Source organism: Actinoplanes sp. NPDC051633 (assembly GCF_040681735.1).
GTDB lineage: Bacteria > Actinomycetota > Actinomycetes > Mycobacteriales > Micromonosporaceae > Actinoplanes.
In genome coordinates, this window is the sequence record NZ_JBFAZH010000667.1 from 1 (window position 1) to 4,379 (window position 4,379).

The following is a 4,379-nucleotide window of genomic DNA, read 5'->3' on the forward strand; positions in this document are numbered from 1 at the left end:
CTCCAGGCCGAGCCAGTACTTCTCGAAGGCCGCCTCCCAGTAATCCTCCAAAAGCCGGCACAGCCGCTCCATGAATGCAAGCGGGTCCTCGCGTGCCATGCGTACTGCACCGCGTGTCTTGGCCGATGGGGCGCGTTCTCCGACAGTGACGGCGTCCGCCAATTCGGCTGCGATCGTGTCGGCCGGCAACGCTCGTAGCCCGGCGATGCCCTGCTCGAACGTCACAGAGGTGTCGGACGGAAAGCGGCCGAGCGGGTTCGGCAGCGCGGCTCCCTCGTTGGGCGGTGCCGCTCCCAGAGCGAACGAGCACGCCGCGATCTCCCGGCGCAGGTTCAGCGGAAGCGCCCGCATCTCGCGGACCCACGGATGTTGCAACGGATGACGCTGCGGCTCGGCAAGCACATGAAGGCTGAACACCGCCTCCTGCATCGGCGCGTATGCGAAGCAGACACGCTCCAAGGCATCCTCCGCCAAGTGGAAACGGATCGTGCTCAATGTCGTCAACTCCGAATTGATCGTTGTGCGCGACCGGCAAAGCCTAGCGTCGGCTGTGAACGTTGCCCTGGAAACGGAGGAGTCACCACCATGCCCAAATTCCGCAAACAGCTGACAGCGGCCGCAATTCTGGTCGGCGCGTCACTGCCGTTCACCGGCGCGAACGCACCAGCGGCGGCCGGCGCCTCGGCGGCGGGCGCCGCGACGAAGTGTGTCAGTGACAACGGTACTGACGTGAACCGGTACTTCGTCCTCTATCGCGCCGACGCCATCTGGTTGAACCTCCAGGGACTGCGCCCGGCTTGTGTGACGGTCCGGCAGGGTCGCACGTTTGTCCGGGCCCACGGATGGATCACCCAGCTGCCCCCGGGAACCGTTGTGGAGGGACGGACGGTGGAGCCGACGTACCCGGAGGGGTATGTGCCGGACCGCGCCGCCCCCATGGATGACTTCCTTTCCAAGATCGTTCAAGCGAGGTACGTGATCAGCCGGGACGGTGAGGTCGAGCTGGCGCGCATTGTCAACCGGCGACATCTGCTGGATCGCGCGAAGCTCGGCAGGTTCGGGGACCTCTTCGTCGCGCCCGACACCACGCTCGTGCCGGGTGTCACGATCCATCGAGCCTCACCGGAGTGGACGACGTTGGAGCCCTTCACCTCTCGGAGGCTCGACATCGGCAGTTACACCGTCGACATCTACTGGACTCTTGCCGAGCAACACTGCGACGGTTTCACGACTGACGTCGCGAACGATTGCCTACCGGCCGGCGAAAGCCGGGTCACCAGCACCAACTTCGATGTGGTGCGCTGACCGATGGTTCCGGCCCGGCCGGCCACCCGCCCATGTGCAGAATGCACTTGTTCTTGCATACGAATCCCACGGCCGACGCGTGACCACGGCACTGGCCGGGCCGTCCCGGGCCGGACGAGACTCGATCGCATCGAAGACCGACCGTCGTCGGAGCTGTCGCGTCCCGATCGAACTCGGAGGGGAACATGCAGAGTGTCGAGCACACCCCGCAGCGCGACCGGGAGCAACCGAGCGGTGGGCACCGCGGTCGGGGCCTGATGGCCGGCCGCTGGCCGACGGCGCTGGCGCTTGTCGCCGGCACGGGTGCGATCGTGGTGATCGCGTCGGTGGGCAGGAAGGCTGAGTTCTTCGGGCCTGCCGTGGCCGTGATGGGCGCCATCTACCTTGCGTCGTACGCGGCCGGCCGGCCGTGTACGGCGTGGCCGGCATTCGCCGTACTGAGCGCTGTCGTATCGGTTCTGCACGTGCTGCGGAAGCTGCAGATCCTGGAACTCGATCCGGGCGTCACCATGACACTGCTGCTGGTGCTTCTGTGGTTGTGGACGTGGCCACGATTCCGGTCCGGCGACGTGGCCACCTTCTGGATGCAGACCGCCGGCATGGTGGGCTGCGGCGGGATCGCGCTGCTGTGCACGATGACCTCGCCCAAGCTCGGCGCGGCCTTGGCGGGCGTCGGCTTCCTGTTGCACGGCGCGTGGGACGCGTACCACTTCGTAACTCGTAAGGTCGTCGCTCGCGAGTGGTCGGAGTTCTGCGGAATCGTCGATGTCCTGGTCGGCGCGACTCTCGTCGTGGCAGCGATGGGGATGTGACCTTGCTCGAACGCATGTGTGCTCTGCCGGACGGCGAAGCCGGCACCCTGCCGGTTCCGCTGACCAGCTTTGTGGGTCGCGAGGACGAGGTCTCCGAGGTCGGCGGTCTGGTCTCGCAACGCCGGTTGGTGACGCTGACCGGCGTCGGCGGTGGCGGCAAGACCCGCCTCGCCGTCGCCGTCGCCGTCGACCTCGCGGAGCGCTATGCGGACGGCGTCCGCTTCGTCGACCTCGGAGCGGCGACAGACCCACAGTTGGTGCCGCATCTGGTGGGTTCGATCCTGGGGGTGGCGGTCAAGCCGGGAGCAGAGCCGGCCCGCGCCGTCGCCGCCGCGATCGCCGAGGACCATCTGCTGCTCGTCCTGGACACCTGCGAGCACGTCCTGGACGCCGCGGCGGCACTGGGCGAGATCCTGTTGCGGTTCTGTCCCGGCGTATCGATTCTCGCGACCAGCCGAGAGCCACTGGGCGTTGCCGGCGAGACCACGTGGCGCACACCCTCCCTCAAGGCCGGGGAGGCGGAGCGGCTCTTCGTCGAGCGTGCACGCCTGGTAGCGCCCCGCTTCGACCCGGGCCCCGTCGCCGACGAGATCACTCGAATCTGTACCCGCGTGGATCGCATCCCGTTGGCCGTCGAGCTCGCCGCCGCCTGGGTACGAGCTCTGACGACCCGGCTGATCGCCGAAGGGCTGGACGACTCGCTGCAGCTGCTCACTGGAGGACCGCGCGGGGCAGTGGCTCGACACCGCACGCTCAGTGGTTCCCTGTCGTGGAGTTATGCGCTGCTGGCTCCCGCAGAGCAACGGATGTTTCGCCGCCTGTCGGTATTCGCAGGGCCGTTCCCGGTGACGGCAGCCGCCGAGGTCTGTGCCGACGAGCTCACGGACGACGACCTCGGCGCTCCGCCTGCCGAAACAGGCGGCTCGTTACGCCTCCTGAGCCGCCTGGTGGACACCTCCCTGGTGACCGTCAGCGAGTTCCGCGGTGAGACTCGGTACCGGATGTTGGACACCATCCGTCACTACGCCGAGGATCTGCTGACCTCCGCCGGCGAGGCAGTGGATCGTCGCGACCGGCATCTGCTCTTCTACCGGGGCGTCGTCGAGGGGGTGCCGTTCGACAAGGACGCGGACGCACTGATCGACGTCGTGGAAACCCATCGAGACGACGTGAATGCCGCCCTCAACTGGGGGCTGGCGGGGTCGTCCCGGCGGGTTCCCGAAGCGCGTCGGCTCGCTGCCGCCTTGGGTCCGTACTGGTTCCTGCGAGGGCGGTCCGTCGAGGGGCTCGGCTTTCTGCGTCGGGCGATCGCGCTTGCGCCCTCGCAACGTTGCTCTGTGCAGGCCCGCCTGTTGGCCGGACTCGCGATGGTGGCCATGGTGAGCGGCCGGAAAGAGACCGTGACGCAGGCCGCCATGTCGGGGATCGAGATCGCCACCGAGATCGGCGATGACGCGACGAGGGCGCGTTGCATGGCCTTGGCCACCTACCCGATGTTCTTCCGGGACTTCGCCCGCTGCGAAGCCATGGCCGCCGAAGCAATCGACGCCGGCGACAAGGCGGGCGACGGCTTCGCACGCGACTGGGCGGGAGCGTTGAAGGGTTACAGCCTGCTCACCCGGGGACGGCATGCGGAAGCTGTCTTTGTCGCGCAACGGGTACGCCAGATGAGCTCCCAGCGGCGGGATCGCTTCTGCGCCGCCTTCGCCATCGGAGTGGAGCAGTTCATCGCCATGATGACCGGGGATCTGCCCAGCGCCGTGCGCCTGGGCCGTGCAGCGATCGAGACCGCGAAGCCCCTCGGCGAGTATTTCGCGGGCGGAACGATCACGGTCAACTCCGCCCAGGCGGTGGCCCTCACCGGCCGGCTCGATGAAGCGCAACAGATGATGGATCCAGTGGTGCGGTCGGTGACCACGGCACCCGAGGTCGACGTGGTCGGATTCATGGTTCCGTACGGGCAGTTGCATTTGTGGAAGGGCAATCTGGATACCGCCGTGTACTGGCTGACCTTGGGGGCCGACCGGGCCGGGGACGAGCGGGACTGGACGGCGGCTCGGGCACTTCCGCCTCTCGCCGAGGCATTGCGGCGGACGGGCCGTTTGGAGGAGGCCGCCGGCCGCGCCGAACAAGCGGTGGGAGTGCTGCGGGAGTTCGGCGGCGCTTTCGAACTCGCCGCCGCACTTGACGTCCAGGGACGTCTTGCCCGGCGCCAGGACCGCAGGCGAGCCCGGGCCCAGCACCTCGAGGCGTTGGTGATCA

At 67.8% G+C, this 4,379-nt stretch carries 4 protein-coding genes; 3 read left to right on the forward strand and 1 reads right to left on the reverse strand.

Going from position 1 to position 4,379, the window contains the following annotated elements:
• The coding region (locus AB0M20_RS29285; RefSeq protein WP_364303542.1) for a DUF5937 family protein at window positions 1–495 on the reverse strand (495 nt) is incomplete at its 3' end.
• 90 nt (window positions 496–585) lie between these two features.
• On the opposite strand from AB0M20_RS29285, the gene AB0M20_RS29290 reads away from it, so the two are divergent.
• From AB0M20_RS29290 to AB0M20_RS29300, 3 genes are all read left to right on the forward strand, one after another.
• Window positions 586–1,305, forward strand: a complete 720-nt coding sequence (locus tag AB0M20_RS29290) for a hypothetical protein (RefSeq protein WP_364303543.1) — start codon at window positions 586–588, stop codon at window positions 1,303–1,305.
• 185 nt (window positions 1,306–1,490) lie between these two features.
• Complete coding sequence (locus tag AB0M20_RS29295) at window positions 1,491–2,117, forward strand: hypothetical protein (RefSeq protein ID WP_364303544.1); 627 nt, start codon at window positions 1,491–1,493, stop codon at window positions 2,115–2,117.
• Window positions 2,114–4,379: hypothetical protein (locus tag AB0M20_RS29300; protein ID WP_364303545.1), on the forward strand; the 2,266-nt coding region annotated here is incomplete at its 3' end. The genes AB0M20_RS29295 and AB0M20_RS29300, both read left to right, overlap by 4 nt.

Coding starts and splice junctions, on each gene's coding strand:
- AB0M20_RS29290 (WP_364303543.1), top strand. CDS start 586: ATGCCCAAATTCCGCAAACAGCTGACAGCGGCCGCAATTCTGGTCGGC.
- AB0M20_RS29295 (WP_364303544.1), top strand. CDS start 1,491: ATGCAGAGTGTCGAGCACACCCCGCAGCGCGACCGGGAGCAACCGAGC.